Below are 26,594 nucleotides of genomic sequence, written 5' to 3' on the forward strand. Positions count from 1 at the left end.
CGCCTGGTGTGCAAGGAGCGGTCGAAATCGAGTGGAACGGGAGGCGCCCGGTCGTGGAATGAAGCGGCAGGGCCCTCCGAGAACGACCTGAGCCTGCAGGAAAGATGATGGAATATCATTCGCATAGACTCTCCGTCGCGCCGATGATGGATTGGACCGACCGGCATTGCCGCGTCTTCCACCGCCTGCTCAGCCACGCAACGCTGCTTTATACCGAGATGGTCACCGCCCCGGCCGTGATCCATGGCGACCGCGCGCGGCTGCTGGGCTATGACGCCTGCGAGCATCCGGTGGCGCTGCAGCTGGGCGGCTCGGTGCCGGAGGAACTGGCCGAGGCGACCCGGATCGCCGGCGATTGGGGCTATGACGAGATCAACCTCAATGTCGGCTGCCCTTCGGACCGGGTCCAGTCGGGCTCATTCGGCGCCGTGCTGATGGAGCGGCCGGAACTGGTGGCCGACTGTGTCGCGGCGATGATCGCGGCCAGCCCGGTCGAGGTGACGGTCAAATGCCGTATCGGCGTCGACGATCAGGTGCCCGAGGAGGTGCTGCCCGCCTTCCTGGAAACCGTCCATGCCGCCGGGGTGCGGCGTTTCACCATCCATGCCCGCAAGGCCTGGCTGCAGGGGCTGTCGCCGAAGGAGAACCGGGACATTCCGCCGCTCGACTACCCGCTGGTCGAGAAGATGAAGCGCGATTTCCCGCAGCTCGACATCTCGGTCAATGGCGGCATCGCCTCGCTCGACCAGGCCGAGGAGTTCCTGGCGCGCGGGCTCGACGGGGTGATGGTCGGCCGCGCCGCCTATCACGATCCGGCGGCGATCCTGCTTGAGGCCGACCGGCGCATCTTCGGCCTCGAGCGCGAGATCACCCGGCTCGAGGCGGTCGAGCGGATGCGGCCCTATATCGCCCGCCATCTCGAGGCCGGCGGCCGGCTGCACCAGATCACCCGCCACATGCTGGGGCTGTTCCACGGCCAGCCCGGGGCGCGGCAATGGCGCCGGGTGCTGTCGGAGCGGGCGCCGAAGCCGGGCGCCGGGCTCGAGGTGGTCGACGCCGCGCTGGCGGCGATGGCCGAGGCGGCTCCGGGCGCGGGCTCAGACGCTCTGACGGGCTGAGCGGCGCAGCACCAGCGCCGACAGCGTCACCGTCAGCACGCCGCAGAAGGCGATTGCCGCCACCATCGGCAGGGCGGTGCCGTCGAAGAACGGCCCCGTCGCCGCGATCATCGCGCCGCCGGCCAGCATCTGCAGCGTGCCGCCCAGCGACGAGGCCAGCCCGGCGATGTCGCCATGTTCGTCCAGCGCCATCACCATCGTCGTCGGGATCACCAGCCCGAGGCAGGCATTGCCCAGGAACAGCCCGCCGACCACCACCGGCAGGCTGCCGAAGCCGACCGCGACCAGCGCCAGGGTGATCAGGGTCATCGTCGCGAAGCCCGCCGTCGCCAGCGCCACCACGCGCGGCGCGCCGAAACGCTCGCCCAGTCCGGCGGCCAGTTGCGACGACGTGAAGAAGCCGATGGCGTTGAAGGCGAAGGCGAGCGAGAAGCCGGTCGGCGAGAGGCCGAAGGCGCCGGTATAGACGAAGGAGGCCGAAGCGAGGAAGACAAAGAAGCTGGCCATGCCGAAGCCGCCGATGAAGGTCAGGCCGATGAACATCCGGTCGCTCAGCAGCCGGACCGCGCCGCGGATCAGCACACCGAGGTCGAAGGCCGCGCGGTCCTCCCGCGGCAGGGTCTCGGGCAGGGCGAAGGCGGTCAGCGCCAGGCTGACCACGGCGGCACCGCAGAGCGCGGCGAAGATCTCGCGCCAGCCGGCGACGGCGATGATGCCCGAGCCCGCCAGCGGCGCCAGCATCGGCGAGACCGAGATCACCAGCATGATCGTGGCCATCAGCCGGGTCGCGGCGTTGCCGGTATGCAGGTCGCGGATGATCGCCCGCGGCACCACCATGACCACGGCGCCGCCCAGCCCCTGGACGAAGCGCCCGGCGATCAGCGCCCCGATCGTCGGCGCCAGGGCGCAGAGCAGCGCGCCGGCGATGAAGATCGTCAGCCCGAAATAGAGCGGCAGCTTGCGCCCGACCCGGTCGGACCACGGCCCGTAGACCAGCTGTGCCAGCCCGAAGGCGATGAAATAGGCGGTGATCGTCATCTGCGTCTCGGCCACGGAGGCGCCGAGCGCGGCACCGATATCCGGCATCGCGGGCAGGTAGAGGTCGATCGCGAAGGGGCCGACGCAGGACAGAAGGCCAAGGATCAGGGCCGAACGGGCCATGCCGGTCGCCATAGTCGCCTCCGTGAGTGATGAGTTGGCGGGGGGCGGAATTGCCCCGGTCGCTGCGGCACAGTATCGCGGTTCGGGCCGGGGGGCCATGGCAAAAGGGGCACCGTGCATGTCCCTTTTCGCCGGAAAGGCCGTGCCCTCTGGCCTCTGACGCGACGGCAGGCTATCAGCGGACCAAACGCACTTTGGTTCTCTCAGGAAAGGCCCGCCATGCCCGATCTGTCCCTTCTGCTGCCGATGCTGGTTCTGCTGCTGCTGATCGGAGGCTTTGCCGGGGTGGTCGCCGGCCTGCTCGGTGTCGGCGGCGGCATCATCCTGGTGCCGGCCTTCTTCTACGCCTTCGGCTATCTCGGCTATGCCAGCCCCGACCTGATGCAGATCTGCATCGCGACCTCGCTGGCGACGATCATCGTCACCTCGGTGCGCTCGGTGCTGTCGCATAACCGCAAGGGCGCGGTCGACTGGTCGATCCTGCGCGGCTGGGCGCCGGGGATCGCGGTCGGCGCCATCCTCGGCATGCTGGTGGTGGCGCAGCTGCGCACCGCGGTGCTGCAGGGCATCTTCGGCGGGCTGGCGCTGGTCGTGGCGCTCTATCTCGGGCTCGGCCGGTCGGAATGGCGGCTCGGCCAGCAGATGCCGAAGGGGCCGGCGCGGCTGGCGCTGTCGCCCGGTGTCGGCTTCCTGTCGGTGCTGATGGGGATCGGCGGCGGCTCGTTCGGGGTGCCGCTGATGACGCTGTTCAACACCCCCATCCACCGCGCCGTCGCCACCGCGGCCGGCTTCGGCGTCACCATCGCGGTGCCGGCGGTGATCGGCTTCCTGCTCCAGCCGGTGCCCGACGCGCCGCCGATGACCATCGGCGCCGTCAACATCCCGGCCTTCCTGGTGATCATCGCGATGACGCTGATCACCGCGCCCTGGGGGGTCAAGCTCGCCCATGCGATGGATCCCAAGCCGCTCAAGCGGGTCTTCGCCGTGTTCCTGTTCCTGGTCGCGCTGAACATGCTGCGCAAGGCGCTGGGCTGGTAAGCCTCTGGGGCCGGGCGCCGCCCGGACCTTGCTTCCGCCCGGCGAGGCGCTGCTGCTCCGCCGCCTCTGCCTGCCCGGCGTCGTGCCCGGGTCCCCCACGCCAAGCCGCGCAGGCCGGGCTGCATTGACGGCTCCGTGGCGACTGCCGGGAGGCTGCCGCCGCTTTTCAACCGGGCGCCTCCGGCAAGACGAATGCCGGCAATCAGCGGGCCTTGCAGCTCGATTTCTGTCCGAAACCGGCCGGAGAGCAGATCCAGCTGCCATGCCCCAGCGAGCGGCCGGAATGGCTTGTGGTCAGCGCGGCCCTGGCCAGTTTCGCCTCGGCGGCGGTCTTGCCGTTGCTGAACCAGCTGAAGCCCTGCATTGCAGCGACCCGCACGGCCCGGGGCTCTGCCGTCTTGTCCCGTGCGTGCACCGGAACGGCCTGCGCCGAAAGCAAAACGGCCGCCGCGAGGGCGCCCCCGAAAATCCTGGCTGATCTGTTCATGACGTGCCCCTCGTTTCTTGGACTGCCGTCGCGAAGCAAGTCGCGTCCGGCCTGCGAAAACTCATCCCGCCTTCATCTTCGCCCCCCGGGATGCGGCCCCTGCGGGTGAAGAGAAGACCGACCCCAATGACCAAGTTCGATCACATGAATGTGCTATTATCTTGGCCAGACCGTGAAACGACAACGGCGCCCCTTCGCGGGGCGCCGTTTCTTGCGGGATTTCGCCGGTCGGGCGGCCTATTTCAGGACGCGGTGATGCACCCGCCAGTCGGGACGCCCGAACCCTTCGGGCCAGCTGTAGACCTCGGGGTAGTTGAAATAGACTTCACCGACGAGCTGGGGATACTTCTCCTTGCTGACCTTGCGCACGGTGTTTTCCCAATTGTCGACATAGGCTTGCTTGCCCGAATAGCCGAGCTCGGCGACCACGACAGGCTTGCCGAAGGCGGCGGCGCGCTTGTAGCGCGGGGCCATGATGTCCTCGAAGGTCCGGTCATGGCCGTAATGCGCCTGGTCCCAGGGCTGGTAGCCGAAGACCGAGATGCCGACGACATCGACGTAATCGTCGCCCGGATAGAACTTCTCCATCCCCTTCAGACCGGTCGGCGACCACATGTAGCGCACCTTGGGCGCCGCCTTGCGGCAGACGTCGATCATCCGGCGATAGGCGGCGATATAGGTCTCGGGTTTCCAGCCGGCCCAGATAAACTGGCCGTTATCGTCGTCCATCTCTTGCGCCCAGCGCACGGTCACCGGGCTTTGCAGCGTGTTCAGGACATCGCAGATCGTGCGCATGTTCTTGTCGTAGCTGCCGCTGAAGATGCCGTTGATCAGGTGCTGGGGCGTGTTGCGCTCCGACCGCGACCAGGTCCAGGGTTCGATCGTCACCAGGAGCGCGCGATGGCGCTTGAGCGCGTAGGAGTCGGCCTCGTTGAGCGAGGGCAGGTAGACGTCTTCCCAAGGCAGGAACAGGTGCTCGATCTGCACGTTCTTGTCGTTGGCAAAGTCTCCGCCCGGGTCGTAGACGCCGAAGGGCATCGGTCCCGGGGGCGCTGCCTGCGCCGGCACCGAAAGGGCTGCCGCCAGCAGGGCCGCCAGCCCCAATGCGAGGGCGCGTCCACCAGCCCCCATCTTCACTAGCACATGTTTCATCATGACCTCCTCAAACGGGTTGCACACCCCCACTCAATTCCTTTGTCAGGCGCACCGGACGATGGCACCTTAGCACGTTCCCTCAATTCCATCCCGGGTCGAACAGAAAAACCAGATGGCCGCGCCCGGCGCTCCCCGCGCCGGACACCGCGTATTCGAGCCGGACGATGTGGAAGGGCTCGAGACCGATCGCCAGCGCATAGAGCCCTTCGCTCCCACGCAGCACGACGCCGCCGACGACCAGCGCCAGCAGTCCCGCCACTGTCGTCAGTTGCAGCACGGCGCTGCGGGCGTTGCGGGACCAGTCCAACCCGTTCTCGCGCCAGTGATGGACGACGATGACCGAGACCAGAACCGTGTAGCCGAGGCCGTTGAGAAGCGTCAGCAGGTAGAAGCCCCGCGCCTCGGTCACGTCCGACACCGCCACCACCGTCACCAGGCAGCCGAGCGCGAGCAGGGCATAGACGGCGAGAATCCGGCCCGGCAGCTCCTTGCCGGCGCTCGCTCCCTTCGGGGTGATGCGGAAGTCGATGAAATCTCCGCTGATCCGGTCGCGCACCGCCGCGGCGACGCCCCACAGGACCCAGGGCCATTGCAGCAGCAGGAACAGCCCCTTTTCCCAGGCGATCACCGGGGCGTTCCGTGGCCGCATGAAGCCGTCGGCGCGGATGCGATAGGCAAACAGCGTCATCACCACCACCGTCGGCACCGCATGGCCAAGGAAGACCGGGTAGGTCACGTCCGCGAAGCGCCGGTTCAGCAGGACCGCGACCATGGGCAGGAAATACATCAGCGCCGTCGTCAGCGCGAACAGCGCGTACCAGAGCTGGCAGAAGACGAAGAGGAATTTCAGCCGCGGCTTCAGGCTTCCGAGATAGTGCTGGGTGTGGTTGAGCAGCAGGCTCACCAGGCTGCGCGACCACTGGAATTCCTGGGTGGCGAGGTCCGAGACGCTGGCAGGCCCGTCGCCGATCGCGATCGCGTCGATGGCGTGGACGCCGCGCCAGCCGCCGGCATTCATCAGCATGGTCGTGGAATGGTCCTCGGCCAGCTCCGGGCCGAGCCCCCCCACCGCCTTCAGCGCCCTGGTCCGCACCGCGTAATGCGAGCCGATGCACATCGGCGCCAGCACCCCGGTATAGCCGGTCTGGAAGGCGCCGTGAAACGCCGCCTCGACATAGAGCCGGGTCCGCGCCGCCCAGCTCTCCCCGGCATTGGCGGCGCAGATCGAGGGGGCCGAGACATAGCCGACGGCGGGATCGGCGAAAGGGCGGACCATCTCGCGCAGGTATCCCGGCTGCGGTACGTGGTCGGCGTCGAGCTGCGAGACGATGTCGTAGTCGGCATAGCCCCAATGGTCGTAGAAGAAGGCGAGGTTGCCCTCCTTGCAGCGGGTGCGGCGGGGCCATTCGGTGCGGTGATAGTCGTCGCGCCCCCTGCGGGTCGAGACCCGCACGCCATGGGCCGCGCACCATGCCAGGACCTCGGGCGTCGGGTCCTCGTCGGCCAGCCAGGTGTCGTGCGGATAGTCCTGCGCCAGCATCGCCTCGAGCGTCGGGCGGACGACCTCGAACGGTTCGGCCGGCGTCTTGGTGGTGATCATGGCGACGCGGAACCGGCCGGGCTGCGGAGCGGGCGCGGCCGTGACCCGCGCGCCCAGCAGGACCCAGAGGAAGTAGAGCTGCAGGAGGTAGGCCCAGACCAGCGGCGCCGTCGCCATGATGAACAGCCAGGGTGCGATCACATGTCCGGGCGCGAACCACCAGGTCCAGAAATAGAGCGCGGCGAGTAGCCATCCGAAGGCGAAGCCCCGGTAGATCCAGGCCTGCTTCCGCGACAGCAGCGGCTTGAGGAGCGGGCGGGCAGGATCAGAAGGCATTTCAACGCGACCTCAGAGCCCGAACCATGGCGCCGCGTCGCGGACGATTTCGGCAATCCCCGACCGCTCGGAGCGGAAACCCCAGAGCCGCGCCGCCAGCCCCGGATCGGCCGTCAGCTCCGGCGGGTCGCCGGGGCGCCGCGGCGCCGCCTCGACCGGCACCGCGCGGCCGGTCACCGCCTCGACCGTGGCGGCGATCTCGTGCACCGAGAGACCCTTGCCCGATCCGAGGTTCAGCGCCAGGCTCCCGCCCCCCCCCATCATCAGGTGCTCGATCGCGCGGACATGGGCGCGGGCAAGGTCGCTGACATGGATGTAGTCGCGTATGCAGGTGCCGTCGGGGGTGGGGTAGTCGGTGCCGAAGACCTTCAGCGCCGGCGCTTGCCCCGCCGCCGCCAGCAGCGCGCGCGGAATCAGGTGGGTCTCGGGGTCGTGCCGTTCGCCGATCTCGCCCTCCGGATCGGCGCCGGCGGCGTTGAAATAGCGCAGGCTGACATGGCGCAGCCCATGGGCGTCGTCATGGTCGCGCAGCATCTGCTCGCAGATCAGCTTGGTGCGGCCATAGGGGGTGATCGGGCGCTGCGGCGTCGCCTCGGTGATCGGCAGCCGCTCCGGCACGCCGTAGGTGGCGCAGCTCGACGAGAAGACGATGCGGTCGACGCCCGCCGCCGTGCAGCCCGCCAGCAGGCCGATCATGCCGCCGACATTGTTGTCGTAGTATTTGGCCGGATCCCGCACCGACTCGTCGACATAGGCTTTGCCGGCGAAATGCAGCACGCAGGTGGCCTCGTGTTCCGTCAGCGCGGCTCGGACCGCCGCGCGGTCGCGCACGTCGGCGCGCACCAGAGGCCCCCAGCGCACCGCATCCGCGTGTCCGGTGGACAGGTCGTCAAGGACGACGGGCCGGGCCCCGGCCGCGGCCAGCGCCTTGCAGGCGTGCGAGCCGATGAAGCCAGCGCCCCCGGTCACCAGCACGCGGAGATCGCGCAGCATCAGGCATCCATCCACATTGGCAGGCTGCCGGTATCCAGCTCTTCGCGGAAATAGTCGATGGTCCGGTCCAGCCCCTCGAGCAGGGGCACGGTCGGCTGCCATCCCAGCAGGTTCCTGGCCCGGCTGATGTCGGGACGGCGCTGATGCGGATCGTCCTGGGGCAGTTCCCGGTAGCTCAATTCCGACGACGAGCCGGTCTTTTCCAGCACCAGCTGGGCAAGTTCCTTGATCGTGAACTCGCCCGGATTGCCGAGGTTGACCGGCGCCTTGGTGCCTTCGGGCGCGCGCATCAGCCGGATCAGCCCGTCGACGAGATCGTCGACATAGCAGAACGACCGCGTCTGGTCGCCCGCGCCGAAGATCGTCAGCGGCTGCCCGGTCAGCGCCTGGACGATGAAGGTCGACACGACCCGGCCATCGTCGGGCGCCATGCGCGGGCCGTAGGTGTTGAAGATCCGTGCGATCCGCGTCTCGATCCCGCGATGGATGCCGTATTCGTAGAACAGCATCTCGGCCGCGCGCTTGCCCTCGTCATAGCAGGCCCGGGGGCCGAAGGTGTTGACGAGCCCCCGGTAATCCTCGACCTGCGGCGAGGTTTCCGGATCGCCATAGACTTCCGAGGTCGAGGCCTGGAGGATCCGCGCGTCCTTCAGCCGCGCCAGTTCCAGCATGTTCTCGGCCCCCAGAACCGAGGTCTCGAAGGTGTGGATCGGGTCGAGCTCGTATTTCAGCGGCGAGGCCGGGCAGGCGAGGTTGTAGATCTCGTCGAGCGGCCCCTCGACCCGGATCGTCGCGATCACGTCATGCTTGACGAAAGTGAAGACCGGATTCGCAAGATGCTTGGCGACGTTGGCAATCCGCCCGGTCAGTAGGTTGTCGTGGCAAACCACCTCATGCCCTTCAGCCAGCAACCGACCGATAAGGTGGGAGCCGAGAAACCCGGCGCCGCCCGTCACAAGTATCCGCATCTGCGCTACCCGGTATCTGATCCCCGCACAGACTGTCCAGGGTCGTTTCTTTGAACCTTCTGCCCCAAGCGACAGCTTAAGCCGACTTTGGTCGTCATGCCTACAGCTAGTCGCATTTTCCCGATCACAAGACCCGTGATGATGTCCCATTCGTCACACAGGCCTTGGCTCGATCCCGCGGATGAGCGGCGGCACGTCTTGCTCAGACTGCCGGCGCCGTGGCCGGAACGGTGGCAAGAATGCGCGCATGGGGCCTGAACTGCCTTGCCATCGGCCGCCGCGTGCCGAAACATGTCCGGAGTCCACGGATCGGCCCGAAAGCCCGGCAATCGTCAGGTGGGCGGCCCTTCTGCGCCTGCCGATGAACGAAGCCCGCCATGTTTTGGGCTCTTTCCCCGAATACCCTCGCGGGGAAGTGATGAGGCCGCCATGATCAAGAAGTTTTTCCTACTCGTGGGACTGATGCTGATGCCCGCACCAGCGATGGCCGCCAAGGCCGGCATAGGTGCCTGGGAGAACCCGAGCTACACGATGTTGGACTGGATCGAGGACGCCCCGGCGCTCGACTGGTACTACAACTGGCGCACCGACCAGATCTGGGCGCCAGGCAGGCCCGCGCGCTCGGTCGAGTTCGTGCCGATGATCCGCAGCGCCAGGGATGTCGGCAAGAGGATCGTCTCGGACCTGCGCGTCACCACGCTGCTGGGCTTCAACGAACCGGACAATCCCGCCAGCAACGGCAGCAACCTGTCGGTGGCAAGGGCAATCGCGCTCTGGCCCCGCCTCGAAGCGCGCGGCCTGCGCCTTGGCAGCCCGGCGACGACGCAGGGGGGCACGCTGGGCCGGAATTCCTGGCAGCGGCGGTTCATGAACCAGGTCGAGGCCAGGGGCCTGCGCGTCGATTTCATGGCGGTGCACTACTACTCGACCGACGGCGATGTCGCCGCCTTCGAGGCGTGGCTCAAGGCCGTCCATGCCGAGTATCGCCGACCGATCTGGGTTACCGAATTCGCCTATATCGACTGGAACCGGCCGGGGGCCGCCAGCTACGCCGGCAATGCGGCTTTTGCCCAGGCCGCGATCCTGATGATGGAGAAGCTGCCCTTCGTCGAGCGTCACGCCTGGTTCGCGGCGAACCCTTACGAAACCTTCGGCCGCGCCCCCAGGATCAACCTTGTCGACGATGCCCTCGATCCAACGCCGGTCGGCCTGGCCTTCGACCGCGTCTTGAGTGCGATCGGCGAGAGACAGACTGCCGATCGGGGGCAGTAGTGTCTGGTCGGGCAGGCTGCTGACAGGCCGATGCGCGCCGGTCTCCTGCGGCGCAAAATCGGTAGCGCCACGGCCTGTGCGCCGGTCCCCGCCCGGGTCGCGCCCGGCCCCGGGGCGAGGGCTTGGCAAAGGCGCGGGCTTGCGTGTAAGACGGGGCCAGCATCGGCGGGAGGGCCAGGGTGAGCGACACCGACAGTTTCATCGAGGAAGTGACCGAAGAGGTCCGCCGCGATCAGCTTTTCGCCATGTTCCGCAAATATGGCTGGATCGCGGTCCTGGCCGTGGTCCTGCTGGTCGGCGGGGCGGCCTGGAAGGAATGGCAGGCGGCGCGCGTGCGCGCGGCGGCCGAGGCCTTCGGCGACTCGGTGCTGGCGGCGCAGGACGCCAACGATGCCGCCGCCCGCGAGAAGGCGCTGAGCGCGGTCGCGGCCAAGGGCGGCCAGGCCGCGGTGGTCGATCTGCTGACAGCGACGGCGGCCCAGGATGCCGGCGACAGCAAGACCGCGCTGGCCAAGCTCGACGCGGTCGCCGCCGACGATACCCTGCCGATCGCCTATCGCGACCTCGCGGTGCTGAAGAAGGTGCTGATCGCCGGCGACGAAATGCAGCCCGACGCCCGCAAGGCGGCGCTGGAACCGTTGAGCCAGCCGGGCCGGCCCTACCGGCCGCTGGCGCTGGAGCAGATCGCGCTGCTCGCGGTCGCGGCGGGTGACAGCAAGTCGGCGATCGACCAGTTCAACGAGATTCTGCAGGACTCGGACGTGACTCCGGGCTTGCGTCGCCGGGCGACGCAGATGATTGTCGCCCTCGGGGGAACACCCGAGGCGAGCTGAGCCGGGACCGGCCGGACCGGTCAAGAGCGCCAGGTCAGAGCGCAGGAAAGGGGCAGGGGCTGTGAAGCTGAATCGAAGCGTTGTCGTTCTCGCGCTGCTCGGCGCCGTCGCCGCCTGCGCGCCCAAGGAACTGATCCTGCAGGGCCAGCGCGAGGATATCCGCACCCCGCTGGACGCGCCGGCCGACGCCACCGCCAAGCCGGACGATACCGCGCCGCACAAGGTGGCGGTGCGCCTGCCGAGCCCGCGGGCCAATTCCAGCTGGCCGGCGCGCAACGGCGGCCCGTCGCACCACATCACCCAGCCCGCGCTGGGCACCGCGCTGACCCCGCTGTGGAGCGTCCAGATCGGCGCCGGCGAGGACAAGCGCCACGTGATCACCGCCGACCCGGTGGTCGCCGACGGCCGCGTCTACACGCTCGACAGCCGGGCGACCGTCGCCGCCACCTCGACCGCCGGCGCGGCCCTGTGGCACGTGGACCTGACGCCGCCGACCGACCATGCCGACGACGCCTCGGGTGGCGGGCTGGCCTATGGCGACGGGCTGCTCTTCGCCACCTCCGCCTTCGGCGAGCTGGTGGCGCTCGACCCGGCCAGCGGCAAAGTGGCCTGGCGGCAGAAATTCGACGCGCCGGTGACCAGTGCCCCGACCGTCTCGGGCAACACCGTCTATGTCACCGCCCGCGACGGCTCGGGCTGGGCGATCAACGCCAGGACCGGCAAGGTGCGCTGGCAGTTGCAGGGCGTGGCCTCGCCCGACGGCCTCGTCGGCGGCGCCTCGGTGGCGGTTGCGGGCGGTGTCGCGCTGTTCCCCTTCACCAGCGACGACATGGTCGCGACCACCGCCTCGGGCGGGCTGCGGCTGTGGAACACCACGGTGGCGGGCCGGCGGCTGGGCCTGGTCTATGCCCAGATCTCGGATATCGTCGGCGACCCGGTGATCGTCGGCCAGACCGTCTATGTCGGCAACGCGACCGGCCGGGTCGCCGCCTATGACCTGCGCTCGGGCGAGCGGAAATGGAGCGCGACCGAAGGCACGATGGGCCCGGTCTGGCCGGTCGGCAGCGCGCTCTACCTGGTCTCGGACGACGCCAAGCTGGTGCGGCTGGACGCGGCGACCGGCGCGGTGGTGTGGAAGGCCGACCTTCCCTATTACCTGCCCTACAAGAACGACAAGCGCCGGCGCGACATCTACGTCCATTACGGCCCGCTGCTGGCCGGCAACCGGCTGATCCTCGCCTCCTCCGACGGGCTGCTGCGCTTCTTCGACCCGGCCTCGGGCGAGCTGACCGGCACCAGGCAGATCGGCGGCGAAGCGGTGACCGATCCGGTGGTCGCGGGCCGAACCCTCTATGTCGTCACCGCCGACGGCAAACTTCGGGCTTTCCGTTAGGGCCGATCCGGTGTAACGGGGCGGTTTCGTCATCGCGGAGCACGTCATGTCCTTCACCCTCGCCATCGTCGGGCGCCCGAATGTGGGCAAGTCGACGCTGTTCAACCGCCTGGTCGGCCGGCGGCTGGCGCTGGTCGACGACCAGCCCGGGGTGACGCGCGATCTGCGCGAGGGCGATGCGAGGCTGGCCGACCTGCGCTTCACCGTCATCGATACCGCCGGGCTGGAAGAGGCGACCGACGACAGCCTGCAAGGCCGGATGCGGCGCCTGACCGAGCGCGCCGTCGAGATGGCCGATGTCAGCCTGTTCCTGATCGACGGCCGCGCCGGGGTGACGGCGGCCGACCAGATGTTCGCCGACATCCTGCGCCGCGGCGGCAAGCCCGTCGTGCTGGGCGTCAACAAGGCCGAGGGCAAGGCCGGCGAGGAGGGTGTGCTCGAGGCCTACGGCCTCGGCCTGGGCGAGCCGCTGCGGCTCTCGGCCGAGCATGGCGAGGGCATGGACGACCTTTACCGCGTGCTGCAGCCGCTGGCCGACGCCTTCGCCGAACGGACGGCGCAGGATGCGCCCGAGACCGACGTCGCGCTGAGTGAGGAAGAGGCCGAGGTCGGCGATGAGGCCGCCGCGCCGAAGCCGACCCGGGCGAAGCCGCTGCAGATCGCCGTCATCGGCCGGCCCAACGCCGGCAAGTCGACGCTGATCAACCGCATCCTCGGCGAGGACCGGCTGCTGACCGGCCCCGAGGCCGGCATCACCCGCGACGCGATCTCGGTGACGACCGACTGGGCCGGCACGCCGATCCGGATCTTCGACACCGCCGGCATGCGCAAGAAGGCCAAGGTGACCGACAAGGTCGAGAAGCTGTCGGTCTCGGACGGGCTGCGGGCGGTGCGCTTCGCCGAGGTCGTGGTGGTGCTGCTGGACGTGGAAATTCCCTTCGAGCAGCAGGACCTGCGGATCGCCGACTTCGCCGAGACCGAGGGCCGGGCGGTGGTGATCGCGGTCAACAAGTGGGACCTCGAAGAGGACAAGCAAGACAAGCTGCGCGAGCTCAAGGAGCGGTTCGAATACGCCCTACCGCAGCTGCGCGGCGCGCCGCTGGTGACCGTCTCGGCCAAGACCGGGCGCGGGCTCGACCGGCTGCACGGCGCGATCCTCAAGGCCTATGACGTCTGGAACCGCCGGGTGACGACGGCCAAGCTGAACCAGTGGCTGGGCGCGATGACCGAGGCCCACCCGCCGCCCGCGCCGGGCGGCCGCCGGATCAAGCTGCGCTACATGACCCAGGTCAAGACCCGGCCGCCGGGCTTCGTGGTGATGTGCTCGCATCCCGACCTGATGCCGGAAAGCTATCGCCGCTACCTGGTCAACGGGCTGCGCGACAGCTTCGACATGCCGGGGACGCCGATCCGCCTGACCCTGCGCAGCCAGGCCGACAAGAACCCCTACAAGGGCAAGAAATACTCGACCCCGTCGCGGTTGCGGAAACATACCGGCAAGGGGCCGGCGGGCGGGGCGTAGAGCTTAGGCGGGGATGCCCCGATCCGGCCGGGGAGGGGGCGCTGCCCCCGCCGCCGCTGGCGGCTCCCCCGGAGTATTTTCGCAAAGAAGAAGTCGCAAGAAGGTGCCCTGGGCTTCTTCTTTGCTGAAATGCTCACACGCCGAAGGCGGCCCGCCGCGGCGGGCTTCCCGGCGCGGTCAGGCGGTTTCGAGCGCGGCGATGATGGCGCCGAAATCGGCGGCCTTGAGCGAGGCGCCGCCGACCAGGGCGCCGTCGACATTCGAGACCGCGAAGATCTCGGCCGCGTTGGACGGTTTGACCGAGCCGCCATAGAGCAGGCGGGTGCCGTCGCCCTCGGCGCCGAAGCGCCCGGACAGGGTGGCGCGGATGAAGTCGTGGACCTCGGCGATCTCGTCCAGGGTCGGGGTGCGGCCGGTGCCGATGGCCCAGACCGGCTCGTAGGCGACGACCAGGGCGGCGGCGGTGATGCCGTCGGGCAACGAGCCGCGCAGCTGGGCGCCGATGACGTCGAGCGTGGTGCCGGCGTCGCGCTGGGCCTCGGTCTCGCCGACGCAGACCACCGCCACCAGACCGGCGCCGATCGCCGCCCCGGTCTTGCTGCGGACGATCTCGTCGGTTTCGCCATGGTCGGCGCGGCGCTCGGAATGGCCGAGGATGACGTAATCGGCGCCGGCATCGACCAGCATCGCGGCCGAGACGTCGCCGGTATGGGCGCCCGAGCCGGCCCAGTGGCAGTCCTGGCCGCCGACCGCGATGGGGCTGTCGGCGGTGGCGTCGGCCATCCGGGCCAGCAGGGTCGCCGGCGGGCAGATCAGAACGTCGCAGCCGGGCGCGCGATGCGCCGCGGCCAGCGCGTCGATCTCGGCCAGGCTGGCGCCCGTCCCGTTCATCTTCCAGTTCCCGGCAGCAAGCTTGCGGCGCTCGGTCATCCGTTCCTCCGTCCCTCGTGTCTCTATCGGGATAGCGGCAACCGGGGGCTGTCGGAAGGCCTCATCTCGCCGCATCGGCGTCTTTTGCGCTAACGGCGCTTGCGGGCGGCCTTGCGCGCCTTGTCCTTGCGCTTTTCCTCGGCGGCGGCACGGGCCGGGGGCAGGGCACGGCGGGCCCAGATCAGCGCCTCGTCGGGATCGTCGAAGGCGGCGTCGGGCAGGGTCATGAAGCTGGGCAGGCTGCGGGTCTTGCCGTCGCGGGTGATCGCGAAGGGGACGCAGCCCTCGGCCTCGAACAGCGGCCGGGTGCTGTCGTCGGTCTTGAGGTAGACGGTGTCGCGGGCAATGAGGGCGAACATCGCGTCTTCGTCGACATAGAGGCCGGCGCCGGAGAACATGCGCCGGACCGAGAACGGGCCGAGGCCCGCGAACAGGTCTTTGAGATGTTCGATCAGGGCGGGATCGACCGCCATCACATGTCGGCGAACTTGATCGACTCGCCGCAGCCGCAGGCCTCGACCACGTTGGGGTTGTTGAAGTGGAAGCCGGATTCGAGCAGCGAGGTCCGGTAGTCGATCTCGGTCCCGAACAGGAACATCTGCGCCATCGGCGCGATCATCACCCGGGCGCCGTCCTGCTCGATCACCTCGTCGTTGGGGTCGATCTCGGACACGTAATCCATGGTGTATTCCATGCCCGCGCAGCCGCCTTTCTTGACGCCGATGCGCAGGCCCTTGGCGTCCTGCTTCGCCATCAGCTTGGCGACCTGCTTGGCCGCGGCCGGGGTGAGCGTGACGGCCTGTTTGCCGGGAATGCCGAACATTTGGGTGCTCCGGGGTCAAAACCTGTGCTTTGGAGTCAACTTAGTCCCGGGGCGGCCGCTTCTCAAGGGGAGAGCGGCGGCAGCGCACCTTGCAGGGCAAGCGTGGCATAGGCGACGATCAGGGCCCAGCCGAAGCTCGCCAGCGTGCCGATGATGACATATTCCGAGGCGGCGCGGCTTTCCGAGACGGTTCCGAAGCGCAGGATCGACTTGGCGGCGATCAGGAAGCCGATGCCGGCGGGCTGGCCGACCAGGACCAGGAGGAAGATCAGCCCGCGTTCGAGCAGGCCGATGGTGAGGCCGCCGCCGGCGAGGCCCTCGGGCAGGTCCGGCGCCTGGCCGTGGCGCTTCATCAGCATGCCCACGGCGAAGCCGCCGGCGCGGGTGGCGGCGATCAGGCCGGCGATCAGCAATGCGCCATGCAGGGCGGCCAGCGGCAGCGGTGCCGGCAGGCCGGCCCAGAGTCCCGAGGCCCAGAGCCCGGGCGCCAGCGCGGCGACGGCGGCGATCGAGGCCAGGTGGGCGGCCTGGTCGAAGAGGAAGGCGGCCAGGCCGCTCTTGGTGGCGAAGATCTTGACCAGGTCGATGACCAGATGGGCGCCGGCGAGGGCGAGCACGGCGGGGGCCGCGACCTGGCCGATGGCGGCCTGCGACAGCACCAGGACGATGGCGATATGCAGCAGCAGCACCTGCGGCGCGCGCTTGTTGGCGATCATGCCGTCGGTCTGGAGCACGAAATCGGCCAGCACATGGGCAACGAGCAGGGCGGTGACGGTCTCGATCATGGCTGGTCTGTCTCCGCGAAATCGACCTCATCTTCCCAGTCGCGCAGGACCTGGCGCAAGCGCGGAGCGCCGGCGCCGGTCAGGCGGTAGCTGACCGCCTGCGGGGAGATGTCGAGCTCTGCGCCGATCTCGCTCAGGGTGGGGTTGTCTGGGTGGAGGTAAAGCGCCGCCGCCTCGGCCTGTTCCGGGGTCCAGCGGCTCATGCGCTCGTCGATCAGGGCGAGGAGGCCGCGATGCAGGCGGGTCGGAGCGAGGCCGTCGATCGCCATCCGATCGGCGCGCTTCATCGCGTCCAGTGCCCGGCCCGAGCGTTCGAAGGCGGGGCCGGCGGCGTCGGACAGATCGTCGCTGCCGGCACGGTCGAGCCGGCCGATGCCGATGGCGAGGCGGCTGTCGAGCCCGGTTTCGGAGGCCCGCAGCCGCGCCATCAGGGTGACGGCGGCGCGCAGGGCGAGGGCGGGATCGGTCAGCATCATCTGCCAGCCGTCGCCGCGGAAGCGGGTGAAGCGGGTGTCCGCGCCGTCGGCTTGCCAGGCGGAGATCTCGGCGGCGGTCGAGGCCAGCACCGCCATCGCCTGCTCGACCGCCGCCGGATCGGCCTTGGTCGAGCCGATCAGGTCTCCGGTCAGGATGGCGACGGTTCGCGGCAATTCAGGCCTCTGGACTTGATGCTGCATGTATCAAGTTTTAAGGCTTGAATTTATAAAAATCAAGCTTGAAGGCTTGATGCTACATGAAGCCGAGTTCGAGCCGGGCCTCGTCGGACATCATGTCCATGCCCCAGGGCGGATCGAAGGTCATGTGGACGTCGACCTGCTTGACCCCGGCCAGCGGCTCGACCGCCTCGGCGACCCAGCCCGGCATCTCGCCCGCCACAGGGCAGCCCGGCGCGGTCAGCGTCATCAGGATGGTGACTTCGTTCTGGTCGTTGATCTCGATCGTGTAGACGAGGCCGAGGTCGTAGATATTCACCGGGATTTCCGGGTCGTAGACCGTGCGGCAGGCCTGCACCACGCTGTCGTAGAGCGGGTGGTCGGTCGTGGACGGGCGGATCAGGGGGGCGCCCTCGATCTGTTCTGGGGACTCGGCGGTCATGACACCTCGCGCAGTTGTTGAGGGTTTATATAGGGAATAGGCCGGGCAGGTCCAGAGCCGCGGCGCAGGCGGAGAGCGGGGCAGGGGGCTGTCTGCCCCCTCTTGGCCCCGGGGGCCAATTCACCCCCGAGGATATTTTCGCTGAGAGGAAGCTGCAGAAGGGCATGAAAGGCCGGCGGGGCTTGGCTTTTGCGGAAGTTCGGGCGAGAAGCGGCGCGCGAGAAAAAGGGGACGCGGAATGAGCGGGTTCGGATTCACAATCTCGGCAACGGACGGCAAGGCGCGGACCGGGGTGATCGACACGCCGCGCGGCGCGATCCGGACGCCGGCCTTCATGCCGGTCGGCACCGCCGGCACCGTCAAGGCGATGCTGCCCGAGAGCGTGCGCGCGACCGGGGCCGATATCCTGCTGGGCAACACCTATCACCTGATGCTGCGGCCGACCGCCGAGCGCATCGACCGGCTGGGCGGGCTGCACCGGTTCATGAACTGGGAGCGGCCGATCCTGACCGATTCCGGCGGTTTCCAGGTGATGAGCCTGTCGGAACTGCGCAAGATGACCGAGGAGGGGGTGACCTTCCGCAGCCATGTCGACGGCTCGAAGCACTTCCTCAGCCCCGAGCGCAGCATGGAGATCCAGCGGCTGCTGGGCTCGGACATCGTGATGTGCTTCGACGAATGCCCGGCGCTGCCGGCGACCGAGGACCGGGTGGCCGAGAGCATGCGGCTGTCGATGCGCTGGGCGCGGCGCTCGAAGGAGGCGTTCGGCGATCGGCCGGGCCATGCGCTGTTCGGCATCCAGCAGGGCGGGGTGACGCGGGAGCTGCGCGAGGAGAGCGCCGAGGCGCTGACCGGGATCGGCTTCGACGGCTACGCGGTCGGCGGGCTGGCGGTCGGCGAGGGCCAGGAGGCGATGTTCGGCGTCCTCGACTACGCGCCGGGGATGTTGCCCGCCGACAAGCCGCGCTACCTGATGGGGGTCGGCAAGCCCGACGACATCGTCGGCGCCGTCCAGCGCGGCATCGACATGATGGATTGCGTGCTGCCGTCGCGCTCGGGGAGGACCGGGCAGCTGTTCACCCGGCGCGGGGTCGTCAACATCAAGAATGCCCGCCATGCCGACGATCCGCGCCCGCTGGACGAGCACTGCAGCTGCCCGGCTTGCCGCAGCTACAGCCGGGCCTATCTGCACCATGTCTTCCGCGCCGGCGAGATCATCAGCTCGATGCTGCTGACCTGGCACAACCTGCATTATTTCCAGGAGCTTATGGCGGGACTGCGCGGGGCGATCGCGGCGGGGCGGCTGGACGCCTTCGTCGCCGAGTTCCACGCCCGGCGGGCGGAAGGCGATATCGAGCCGTTGTGAGGCCGGGGCCGGGGCCGCGAAAAGTGGTAGAGGGAAAGTTCGGAACCTCTCCCTATGCTCCCTTGCCCCTCCGTCACGCAACCGTCATTGTGAAGGCGAGCGCCGTGTCGAGCGGTTGAACCACGGGCCCGGGCGCCCCAAATGACAGTTTCAAGACAGGGGAGCGCCATGGGCTGCCGATGACCGGGGCCAGGCACTCCTGCCAGAGAGGAACGCGAATGACCGAAACCCTGCTTCCCAGCTATCCCGTGTTGCCGCTGCGCGACATCGTGGTCTTCCCGCACATGATCGTGCCGCTCTTCGTGGGCCGCGAGAAATCGGTGCGGGCGCTGGAAGAGGTGATGGCGGACGACAAGCAGATCCTGCTGTCGAGCCAGATCGACCCTTCCGAGGACGACCCGACGACCGAGGGCATCTTCCAGGCCGGCGTGCTGGCCAATGTGCTGCAACTGCTCAAGCTGCCCGACGGCACCGTCAAGGTGCTGGTCGAGGGCCGCGCCCGGGTGCGGATCACCGAGTACCTCGAAAACGAGGACTATTTCGAGGCCCGCGCCGAGGCGCTGGAGGAGCTGCCGGGTGACCCGGATGCCGTCGCCGCGCTGACCCGTTCGGTCGGCGAGGAGTTCGAACGCTACGCCAAGATCAAGAAGAACATCCCCGAGGAGGCGCTGGCCGCCGTCTCGGAGACCCAGGAGCCGGAGCGGCTGGCCGACCTCGTCGCCGGTCACCTCGGCATCGAGGTGGCGCAGAAGCAGGAGCTGCTGGAGACCCTCGACGTCGCCGAGCGGCTGGAGAAGGTCTACGGCCTGATGCAGGGCGAGATGTCGGTGCTGCAGGTCGAGAAGAAGATCAAGACCCGCGTCAAGAGCCAGATGGAGCGGACCCAGCGCGAATACTACCTGAATGAGCAGATGAAGGCCATTCAGAAGGAGCTGGGCGACGGCGAGGACGGCCAGAACGAGGTCGCCGAGCTGGAGGAGAAGATCGCCGCGACCAAGCTGTCGAAGGAAGCCAAGGACAAGGCCGAGGCCGAGTTGAAGAAGCTCAAGTCGATGAGCCCGATGAGCGCCGAGGCGACCGTCGTGCGCAACTACCTCGACTGGATCCTGGGCGTGCCCTGGGGCGTCAAGAGCCGGGTCAAGAAGGACCTCGGCAAGGCCGAGGAGATCCTCGACAAGGACCATTACGGTCTCGAGAAGGTCAAGGAGCGGATCGTCGAATACCTCGCCGTGCAGGCGCGGTCGAAGAAGCTCAAGGGTCCGATCCTCTGCCTCGTCGGCCCGCCCGGCGTCGGCAAGACCTCGCTCGGCCGCTCGGTGGCCCGCGCCACGGGGCGCGAGTTCATCCGCATCAGCCTCGGCGGCGTGCGGGATGAGAGCGAGATCCGCGGCCACCGCCGGACCTATATCGGTTCGATGCCGGGCAAGATCATCCAGGCGCTGAAGAAGGCCAAGACGACGAACCCGCTGATCCTGCTCGACGAGATCGACAAGATGGGCCAGGACTTCCGCGGCGATCCGGCCTCGGCGCTGCTGGAGGTGCTCGACCCGGAGCAGAACAACACCTTCGTCGACCACTATCTCGAAGTGGAATACGACCTCTCGAACGTGATGTTCATCACCACGGCGAACTCCTACAACATGCCGGGGCCGCTGATGGACCGGATGGAGATCATCCCGCTGGCGGGCTATACCGAGGACGAGAAGCGCGAGATCGCCAAGCAGCACCTGCTGCCCAAGCAGGTCAAGAACCACGGGTTGAAGAAGGACGAGTTCTCGGTCACCGACGAAGCCCTGACCGAGGTCATCCGCACCTATACCCGCGAGGCCGGGGTGCGGAACCTCGAGCGCGAGATCGCCAAGCTGGCCCGCAAGGCGGTGACCCAGATCGTCAAGGGCAAGGAGAAGACCGTCGAGGTCACGCCCGACCGGCTCGAGGAGTTCCTCGGCGTCAAGCGGTTCCGCTACGGCCTGGCCGAGAAGGAGGACCAGATCGGCGTCGTCACCGGGCTGGCCTGGACCAGTGTCGGCGGTGAACTGCTGTCGATCGAGGCGCTGAAGCTGCCGGGCAAGGGCCGGATGAAGACCACCGGCAAGCTGGGCGACGTGATGAAGGAATCGATCGACGCCGCCGCGTCCTTCGTCCGTTCGATCGCGCCCGAGATCGGCGTCAAGCCGCCGAAGTTCGAGAAGGTCGACATCCATGTCCACGTGCCCGAGGGCGCGACGCCCAAGGACGGCCCCTCGGCCGGCGTGGCGATGGTGACCTCGATCGTCTCGGTGCTGACCCAGATCCCGGTGCGCAAGGACATCGCGATGACCGGCGAGGTGACGCTGCGCGGCAACGTGCTGCCGATCGGCGGTCTGAAGGAGAAGCTGATGGCGGCGCTGCGGGGCGGCATCACCACGGTGCTGATCCCGGAAGAGAACGCCAAGGACCTGCCGGAGATCCCGGACAACGTGAAGGAAGGGCTGACGATCATCCCCGTCGCCCATGTCCGCGACGTGCTCAAGAACGCGCTGGTGCGGATGCCCGAGCCGGTGGAATGGGACGAGGAGGCCGAAGAGGCCGCCGCGGCCGCCGCCGTCGCCGCGGGTTCGGAAGGCGGCGCGGCCCGGACCGCGCACTGATCCGGCCGGACAAGGAAACCAAAGGCGCGCCTCCGGGCGCGCCTTTTTCGTGCCCGCCCGTCGCGGCGGGGCGCTGGCCGCCATGGCGCGACCATGGAAAACGCGCCGGCCCTGCGCTAGGCTGGCGGGAGTTGTTGCAGCCATTCGGGGAGAGGCGCATGGCGACGCCGCCGAAGAAGACCTCCCGCGGCAAGCGGTCCTCGGCTGTTCCCGCGCCGCGCCCGTCCAGCGCCGCCGGTGCCGCCGGTGCCGCCGCGCGCGCGGCGGCCGAGCCGGCGCCGCTCGCTCCCGGCCGCGCCGGCGTCTCGCTCGAAACCCCCTCCACGGCCGCCGCGAAACCGTCCGGGCAGGAGGCGAAGCCGTTGCACCGCAAGGAGCTGTTCGGGCGGGTGATGGCGATGTCGGGGGCGAAGAAGAAGGACGTCAAGCCGATCGCCGAGGCGGTGCTGACGGTGCTGGGCGCGGCGCTGGAGGCGGGCGAGGAGCTCAACCTGCCGCCGCTGGGCAAGGTCCGGATCGCGCGCCGCAACGCCAATGGCGCGGCCGAGGTGCTGACCCTGAAACTGCGCCGGCCGACCGGGACGAAAGAAAGCGGCAAAGCCCCTCTTGCAGTGCGCGACGGGGGGCGCTAATACCGCCGCCAACGGGTGATTAGCTCAGTGGTAGAGCGCTTCGTTCACATCGAAGATGTCAGGGGTTCGAATCCCTTATCACCCACCATTTCCCCTTTCAGGCTGATCTGCAGGCTGGCGCCGGTCCGGGCGCTGCCGGGGATTCCATCGCGCTGACAGACGCGGCACGGCCACGGGCGATTCGCCGCGCGTGGTCCGTTCGCGGTGTCGTTAGGCGGCCCGGCGGGGCCGCTCAAGTCGGGCCGAGAGCCTTGACCAGGGCGGCGACCAGCCGTTGCGGCCGGTAGTTCAGGTCCGACGGCGTCAGCCCCATCCGCACCACCACCATGCCGGCCGAGGGGATGACCGTGACGGTCTGGCCGTCATGGCCCTCGAGCCAGTAGGTGTCGGCGGGCAGGCCATAGGCCTTGTCGTCGCCGGCCTTCATCTTCGGCGCCGGGCCCGCCAGCCACAGCATGCCCTTGGCGTAGACCGGGTCGGCGGCGGAGGGGCTGTGCATCATCCGCACGAAGCTGGGCGGCAGGATCTGGCGGCCGTTCCATTCGCCGTCCTGCAGCAGGAACTGGCCGAAGCGGGCCCAGTCGCGCGCGGTCGCGTAAAGGTAGGAACTGCCGACGAAGGTGCCGGCCTCGTCGGTTTCGAGCACGGCGCTGCCCATGCCGAGCGGTCCGAACAGCGCCTTGCGCGGCCAGGCGAGGGCGGCGGTCTTGTCGCCGATGGCGTTCTGCCAGATGCGCGACAGGATCACCGCGGTGCCCGAGGAATAGTGGAAGGTGCTGCCCGGCTTCGCGGCCAGCGGCTCGCCGGCGGCGAAACCGGCCATGTCGGGTTCGAGATAGAGCATCCGGGTGATGTCCGAGACATCGCCGTAATCCTCGTTGAAGCGCAGCCCGCTCGACATCGACATCAGCTGCGCGACCGTGATCTGTGCCCGCCCGTCGCCGGCCCATTGCGGCAGCAGGTGGTCCTGGTCGAGGCGCAATTTTCCGGCCTCGATCACCGTGCCGGCCAGCGCGGCGGTGACCGACTTGGTCATCGACCAGCCCAGGAGCGGTGTCCGGGCGTCGAAGCCGGCGCCGTAGCGTTCGCCGACGATGCGGCCGTCCTTGACCACCACGATTGCCCGCATGCCGGGGCCGGCGAGGCCGGCGTCGTCCAGGATCGGGGCCAGGTTGTCATGACCGGCCAGGTCCACGCCCGCGCCCTCGGGCCAGAGCACCTTGCTGGTCGACGGGCCCGGCGCCGGCGGTGCCGACTGGTCCTTCGCCCGGGCGATCCGGCCGTCGGGCACCGCGGCGCAGCCGAGGCCCGGCCGGGCGACGCTGTCCATCGGGGCGATGAAGCGCAGGAATTCCGAGCGGACGTCGCCGCTGGCGCGGTCGGTCTGGACGGTGTAGCCCTTGAGCACCGGGTTGCCGGGGGCCTGGACGTCGATGTCCAGCACCTTGGCCGGGTCGCGCCCCGAGACGAGGGCGGAGGAGCAGACGATCTTGGAGCTGTAGCCCGCGCCGACCCGCAGCAGGGTGGGGGGCGCCGCCACGGCATAGAGATAGGCCCCCGCGACGACCAGCACCACCAACCCGGCCAGGATGCCGAGCAGCTTCTTCATCAAGCGCATTGTCTCCCCCTCGCGATGACATGGCGGGCCCGTGACCTCCGCCCGGTGGAAGTCTTGGCGCAGCCCGGGGGGTGGGTAAAGAGGCTTGGCCGCAGCCCGGCGCATGACCTTGGGGAAGCCGGATGCCGCCGCCCGGCCGCGGCGGCGACCGGCGGGCGGGGTCACGAAAGGGTTATGTATCAGCGGAAATAACGGTTGCCGGGCGGGCTGACGATCTGATATGTCCGGCGAAACATAACGCTTATGAGGTCCCGATGTCCCTTGCCCGCTTCCTGCGCGGCGCCGTGCTGGCGCCGGCCCTGTTCTCTGCCGTCCTGGCCGCGCCGCTGCCGGCCGCGGCCGCCGATGTCGTGGTCTTCGCCGCCGCCTCGATGAAGAACGCGCTCGACGATTTCGCCGCCAGGTGGCAGGCCGAGACCGGCGACAAGGTGACGGTCTCCTATGCCGGGTCGGGCAAGCTGGCCCAGCAGATCCTCCAGGGCGCGCCGGCGGATGTCTATGTCTCGGCCAATGTCGGCTGGATGGACGAGGTCGAGAAGGCCGGGCTGATCGCCAGGGACGGGCGCAAGGACATCCTGGGCAACTCGCTGGTGCTGATCGCCCATGGCGCCACCACCGAGCCGGTCGATATCCACAGCGGCTTCGACCTGGCCGACCGGCTGGGCGACCACAAGCTGGCGATGGCGCTGGTCAATTCGGTGCCGGCCGGCAAATACGGCAAGGCGGCGCTGACCTCGCTGGGGATCTGGGGCGCGGTCGAACCCAAGGTGGCGCAGGCCGACAACGTGCGCGCCGCGCTGGCCCTGGTCTCGACGGGCGAGGCGCCCTATGGCATCGTCTATTCCACCGATGCAGAGGCGGACAAGGGCGTGAGCGTGGCAGGCACCTTCCCGGCGGACAGCCATCCGCCGATCATCTATCCCGCGGCGCTGCTGAAAGACGCCGCCGATCCGGCCGACCGCGCCTTCTACGACGCGTTGAGCAGCGACATGGCGGCCAAGGTCTTCAAGACCTACGGCTTCACCGTGCTGCCCCGGGGCGAATGACCGGCTGGCTGTCGCCCTCGGACTGGGAGGCGGTGCGGCTGTCGCTGCGCGTCGCCTTCTGGGCGACCGCCGTCAGCCTGCCGCTGGGCATCTTCACCGCCTATGCGCTGGCGCGCTGGGAGTTCTGGGGCAAGCAGCTGGTCAACGGCATCGTCCATCTGCCGCTGATCCTGCCGCCGGTCGTCACCGGCTACCTGCTGCTGCTGACCTTCGGCCGGCGCGGCCCGGTGGGGCATCTGCTCGAACAGTGGTTCGGCCTCGTCTTCGCCTTCCGCTGGACCGGGGCGGCGCTGGCGACCGGGATCATGGCCTTCCCGCTGATGGTGCGGGCGATCCGGCTGGCGGTCGAGGCGGTCGACCCCAGGCTGGAGCAGGCGGCGGGCACGCTGGGGGCCGGGCGGCTGTGGATCTTCGTCACCGTCACCCTGCCGCTGATCCTGCCCGGCATCCTGGTCGGCGCGGTGCTGGCCTTCGCCCGCGCGATGGGCGAGTTCGGCGCCACCATCACCTTCGTCTCGAACATCCCGGGCCAGACCCAGACCCTGCCCTCGGCGATCTACACCGTGTTGCAGGTGCCGGGCGGCGAGGGCGAGGCGATGCGGCTGGTGATCATCTCGGTTGTCGTGGCGATGACGGCGCTGGTGCTGTCGGAATGGCTCGGCCGGGCGCTGGCGCGGCGGATCGCGGGCGCATGACGCTGCAGGTCGCCTTCCGCCATCGCTTCGCCGGCTTCGATCTCGACGTAGCGTTCGAGGCGCCGCCGGGGCTGACCGCGCTGTTCGGCCGCTCGGGGTCGGGCAAGACGACGATCGTCAACGCCGTCGCCGGGCTGCTGCGCCCCGATAGCGGACGGATCGCGGCGGATGGAGCGGAACTGTTCGATTCCGACAGTGGGACATTCCTGCGACCGAACCTGAGGCGCATCGGCTATGTCTTTCAGGATGCGCGACTTTTCCCGCATTTCACGGTGCGCCAGAACCTGCTTTACGGCCGCTGGTTCGCGCCGAAAAATGAAACCGGGGCCGAGCTGGAGCAGGTCGTCGACCTGCTCGGCCTCGGGACGCTGCTGAACCGCCGCCCCGGTGCGCTGTCGGGCGGCGAGAAGCAGCGGGTGGCGCTGGGGCGGGCGATCCTGTCCAAGCCGCGGCTGCTCTTGATGGACGAGCCGCTGGCGGCGCTGGACGAGAGCCGCAAGGCCGAAATCCTGCCCTATCTCGAACGGTTGCGCGACGAGATCGGCCTGCCGATCCTCTATGTCAGCCACTCGGCGAGCGAGATCGCCCGGCTGGCGACCACCGTCGTGCTGGTCGATCACGGCCGGGTGCTGCGCGCCGGGCCGGCCGAGGAGGTGCTGTCGGACCCGGAGGCGGCGCCGGGCTTCGGACTGCGCGAGGCCGGGGCGATCCTGACCGTCAGCGTCGACGGGCACGAGGCGGACGGGCTGACCCGGCTGGCCAGCGAGGGCGGGCCGCTGTGGCTGCCGCGGATCGCGGCGGCGCCGGGCACGGTGCTGCGGGTGCGGGTGCTCGCGCAGGACGTGATGCTGGCGCTGGAGCGGCCTCAGGGCGTCTCGGCCCTCAACATCCTGCCGACCGAGGTCAGCGAGGTCCATCACGGCCACGGCCCCGGCGCGCTGGTGCAGCTGACCATGGGCAAGTCGCACCTGCTGGCCCGCGTCACGCGGCGCTCGGCCGAGGCGCTGGCGCTGGCGCCGGGCCGCCGGGTCTATGCCGTGCTCAAGGCCGTTTCGGTGGCCTCGGTCAGCATCGGCGCCGAAAGCCCGGGCGGAACCTAGCGCCGCTCCGGCCGGCCATGGCGTTTCGGCCACAGGTTGCCGGGGCCGGCCCAGTTTC

At 69.0% G+C, this 26,594-nt stretch carries 25 protein-coding genes and 1 tRNA gene; 13 read left to right on the forward strand and 13 right to left on the reverse strand.

The window, feature by feature from the left end:
- Positions 1 to 143: 143 nt before the first annotated feature.
- Complete coding sequence (gene dusA, locus ACFOES_RS13530) at positions 144 to 1,118, forward strand: tRNA dihydrouridine(20/20a) synthase DusA (RefSeq protein ID WP_377833828.1); 975 nt, start codon at positions 144 to 146, stop codon at positions 1,116 to 1,118.
- Here the strand turns inward: dusA and ACFOES_RS13535 are convergent.
- On the reverse strand, positions 1,098 to 2,291 hold the full coding sequence (locus tag ACFOES_RS13535; protein ID WP_377833829.1) for a multidrug effflux MFS transporter: 1,194 nt from the start codon (positions 2,289 to 2,291) through the stop codon (positions 1,098 to 1,100). The two genes, dusA and ACFOES_RS13535, sit on opposite strands and share 21 nt — an antisense overlap.
- A 207-nt stretch (positions 2,292 to 2,498) precedes the next feature.
- Between ACFOES_RS13535 and ACFOES_RS13540 the strand changes: the two genes are divergently transcribed.
- On the forward strand, positions 2,499 to 3,317 hold the full coding sequence (locus ACFOES_RS13540; RefSeq protein WP_377833830.1) for a sulfite exporter TauE/SafE family protein: 819 nt from the start codon (positions 2,499 to 2,501) through the stop codon (positions 3,315 to 3,317).
- Positions 3,318 to 3,519: 202 nt separating this feature from the next.
- Here the strand turns inward: ACFOES_RS13540 and ACFOES_RS13545 are convergent, their stop codons facing one another.
- The 5 genes from ACFOES_RS13545 to ACFOES_RS13565 all read right to left on the reverse strand — a co-directional run bounded on the left by ACFOES_RS13545 (position 3,520) and on the right by ACFOES_RS13565 (position 8,796).
- Positions 3,520 to 3,681: a hypothetical protein gene (locus ACFOES_RS13545; protein WP_377833831.1), complete on the reverse strand. Its 162-nt coding sequence runs from the start codon at positions 3,679 to 3,681 to the stop codon at positions 3,520 to 3,522.
- A gap of 360 nt (positions 3,682 to 4,041) precedes the next feature.
- The gene (locus tag ACFOES_RS13550) at positions 4,042 to 4,956 is read right to left on the reverse strand and encodes a glycoside hydrolase family 26 protein (protein ID WP_377833832.1); all 915 of its coding nucleotides are present in this window, start codon (positions 4,954 to 4,956) and stop codon (positions 4,042 to 4,044) included.
- 82 nt (positions 4,957 to 5,038) lie between these two features.
- Positions 5,039 to 6,835, reverse strand: coding sequence for a glycosyltransferase (locus ACFOES_RS13555; protein WP_377833833.1), 1,797 nt, complete (start codon positions 6,833 to 6,835; stop codon positions 5,039 to 5,041).
- A 12-nt stretch (positions 6,836 to 6,847) separates the two neighbouring features.
- Positions 6,848 to 7,828 (reverse strand): UDP-glucose 4-epimerase GalE, encoded by a 981-nt coding sequence (gene galE / locus ACFOES_RS13560; RefSeq protein ID WP_377833834.1) that lies wholly within the window; start codon positions 7,826 to 7,828, stop codon positions 6,848 to 6,850.
- Positions 7,828 to 8,796, reverse strand: a complete 969-nt coding sequence (locus tag ACFOES_RS13565; protein WP_377833835.1) for a UDP-glucuronic acid decarboxylase family protein — start codon at positions 8,794 to 8,796, stop codon at positions 7,828 to 7,830. The genes galE and ACFOES_RS13565 overlap by 1 nt, the downstream gene beginning before the upstream one ends.
- 429 nt (positions 8,797 to 9,225) lie before the next feature.
- Between ACFOES_RS13565 and ACFOES_RS13570 the strand changes: the two genes are divergently transcribed.
- The 4 genes from ACFOES_RS13570 (at position 9,226) to der (ending at position 13,816) form a co-directional block, all read left to right on the forward strand.
- Positions 9,226 to 10,068, forward strand: coding sequence for a glycosyl hydrolase (locus tag ACFOES_RS13570; protein ID WP_377833836.1), 843 nt, complete (start codon positions 9,226 to 9,228; stop codon positions 10,066 to 10,068).
- A gap of 179 nt (positions 10,069 to 10,247) precedes the next feature.
- Positions 10,248 to 10,901, forward strand: coding sequence for a tetratricopeptide repeat protein (locus ACFOES_RS13575; protein WP_377833837.1), 654 nt, complete (start codon positions 10,248 to 10,250; stop codon positions 10,899 to 10,901).
- Positions 10,902 to 10,962: 61 nt separating this feature from the next.
- Positions 10,963 to 12,294, forward strand: a complete 1,332-nt coding sequence (locus ACFOES_RS13580) for an outer membrane protein assembly factor BamB family protein (protein ID WP_377833838.1) — start codon at positions 10,963 to 10,965, stop codon at positions 12,292 to 12,294.
- Positions 12,295 to 12,340: 46 nt separating this feature from the next.
- Positions 12,341 to 13,816 (forward strand): ribosome biogenesis GTPase Der, encoded by a 1,476-nt coding sequence (gene der / locus ACFOES_RS13585; protein WP_377833839.1) that lies wholly within the window; start codon positions 12,341 to 12,343, stop codon positions 13,814 to 13,816.
- A gap of 177 nt (positions 13,817 to 13,993) precedes the next feature.
- Here der and tpiA read toward each other — a convergent pair whose 3' ends face one another.
- From tpiA to ACFOES_RS13615, 6 genes are all read right to left on the reverse strand, one after another.
- The gene (tpiA, locus tag ACFOES_RS13590) at positions 13,994 to 14,746 is read right to left on the reverse strand and encodes a triose-phosphate isomerase (RefSeq protein ID WP_377833840.1); all 753 of its coding nucleotides are present in this window, start codon (positions 14,744 to 14,746) and stop codon (positions 13,994 to 13,996) included.
- An 89-nt stretch (positions 14,747 to 14,835) separates the two neighbouring features.
- Positions 14,836 to 15,219 carry a TfoX/Sxy family protein gene (locus ACFOES_RS13595; RefSeq protein ID WP_377833841.1) on the reverse strand — a complete coding sequence of 128 codons (384 nt, stop codon included), beginning with the start codon at positions 15,217 to 15,219 and terminating at the stop codon, positions 14,836 to 14,838.
- Positions 15,219 to 15,569, reverse strand: coding sequence for a HesB/IscA family protein (locus ACFOES_RS13600; protein WP_377833842.1), 351 nt, complete (start codon positions 15,567 to 15,569; stop codon positions 15,219 to 15,221). The genes ACFOES_RS13595 and ACFOES_RS13600 overlap by 1 nt, the downstream gene beginning before the upstream one ends.
- 62 nt (positions 15,570 to 15,631) lie before the next feature.
- On the reverse strand, positions 15,632 to 16,354 hold the full coding sequence (locus ACFOES_RS13605) for a DUF3307 domain-containing protein (protein WP_377833843.1): 723 nt from the start codon (positions 16,352 to 16,354) through the stop codon (positions 15,632 to 15,634).
- A complete protein-coding gene (locus tag ACFOES_RS13610; RefSeq protein ID WP_377833844.1) occupies positions 16,351 to 17,031 on the reverse strand; it encodes a hypothetical protein in 681 nt (226 codons plus the stop codon). The genes ACFOES_RS13605 and ACFOES_RS13610 overlap by 4 nt, the downstream gene beginning before the upstream one ends.
- Before the next feature lie 52 nt (positions 17,032 to 17,083).
- On the reverse strand, positions 17,084 to 17,449 hold the full coding sequence (locus ACFOES_RS13615; protein ID WP_377833845.1) for an SUF system Fe-S cluster assembly protein: 366 nt from the start codon (positions 17,447 to 17,449) through the stop codon (positions 17,084 to 17,086).
- 238 nt (positions 17,450 to 17,687) lie between these two features.
- Between ACFOES_RS13615 and tgt the strand changes: the two genes are divergently transcribed.
- From tgt to ACFOES_RS13635, 4 genes are all read left to right on the forward strand, one after another.
- A complete protein-coding gene (gene tgt / locus ACFOES_RS13620; protein ID WP_377833846.1) occupies positions 17,688 to 18,815 on the forward strand; it encodes a tRNA guanosine(34) transglycosylase Tgt in 1,128 nt (375 codons plus the stop codon).
- A gap of 218 nt (positions 18,816 to 19,033) precedes the next feature.
- Positions 19,034 to 21,445 (forward strand): endopeptidase La, encoded by a 2,412-nt coding sequence (gene lon, locus ACFOES_RS13625; RefSeq protein WP_377833847.1) that lies wholly within the window; start codon positions 19,034 to 19,036, stop codon positions 21,443 to 21,445.
- Between the two features lie 158 nt (positions 21,446 to 21,603).
- Complete coding sequence (locus tag ACFOES_RS13630) at positions 21,604 to 22,077, forward strand: HU family DNA-binding protein (protein ID WP_377833848.1); 474 nt, start codon at positions 21,604 to 21,606, stop codon at positions 22,075 to 22,077.
- 13 nt (positions 22,078 to 22,090) lie between these two features.
- Positions 22,091 to 22,165: transfer RNA gene (locus ACFOES_RS13635), tRNA-Val, on the forward strand.
- Between the two features lie 144 nt (positions 22,166 to 22,309).
- Here ACFOES_RS13635 and ACFOES_RS13640 read toward each other — a convergent pair.
- Entirely contained in the window at positions 22,310 to 23,695 is a 1,386-nt protein-coding gene (locus tag ACFOES_RS13640; protein WP_377833849.1) for a serine hydrolase domain-containing protein, read from the reverse strand.
- A 254-nt stretch (positions 23,696 to 23,949) separates the two neighbouring features.
- On the opposite strand from ACFOES_RS13640, the gene modA reads away from it, so the two are divergent.
- The 3 genes from modA to modC are packed head-to-tail and all read left to right on the forward strand — an operon-like array spanning position 23,950 to position 26,536.
- Positions 23,950 to 24,741, forward strand: a complete 792-nt coding sequence (gene modA, locus ACFOES_RS13645; RefSeq protein ID WP_377833850.1) for a molybdate ABC transporter substrate-binding protein — start codon at positions 23,950 to 23,952, stop codon at positions 24,739 to 24,741.
- Positions 24,738 to 25,436 (forward strand): molybdate ABC transporter permease subunit, encoded by a 699-nt coding sequence (modB, locus tag ACFOES_RS13650; protein ID WP_377833851.1) that lies wholly within the window; start codon positions 24,738 to 24,740, stop codon positions 25,434 to 25,436. The genes modA and modB overlap by 4 nt, the downstream gene beginning before the upstream one ends.
- On the forward strand, positions 25,433 to 26,536 hold the full coding sequence (modC, locus tag ACFOES_RS13655) for a molybdenum ABC transporter ATP-binding protein (protein ID WP_377833852.1): 1,104 nt from the start codon (positions 25,433 to 25,435) through the stop codon (positions 26,534 to 26,536). The genes modB and modC overlap by 4 nt, the downstream gene beginning before the upstream one ends.
- Positions 26,537 to 26,594 lie beyond the last annotated feature (58 nt).

It is taken from the genome of Acidimangrovimonas pyrenivorans (assembly GCF_042643245.1).
In the GTDB taxonomy this organism is placed as follows: Bacteria; Pseudomonadota; Alphaproteobacteria; order Rhodobacterales; family Rhodobacteraceae; genus Acidimangrovimonas; species Acidimangrovimonas pyrenivorans.